A 216-nucleotide genomic window follows, 5' to 3' on the forward strand; every position below is an offset into this window, starting at 1 on the left:
GTCGAAGGGCGCGTCGGGCACCGGCCCGCCCTCTTTCAGCATCGCCTTGAGCGCGTCGCGGGCCGCCTCGATCTCTGCCCGGCTGCGCCCGATCACGGCCCCGCCCAGCACCGACGCCGCCGCCTGCCCCAGTGCGCAGGCCTTCACGTCCTGCCCGAAAGCCGCAACGCGCCCCTGGTCCAGCTTCACATCCACCGTCACCGTCGACCCGCAGAG

1 protein-coding gene is annotated in these 216 nt (G+C 73.6%); it reads right to left on the reverse strand.

The annotated features are described in order from the left end of the window. A partial coding sequence (locus E0702_RS18955; RefSeq protein WP_205742194.1) for a hypothetical protein occupies positions 1-189 on the reverse strand: 189 nt, incomplete at its 3' end. Positions 190-216: the final 27 nt, after the last annotated feature.

Origin of the sequence: Halomonas marinisediminis, assembly GCF_004347715.1 — a bacterium.
GTDB lineage: Bacteria > Pseudomonadota > Gammaproteobacteria > Pseudomonadales > Halomonadaceae > Halomonas > Halomonas icarae.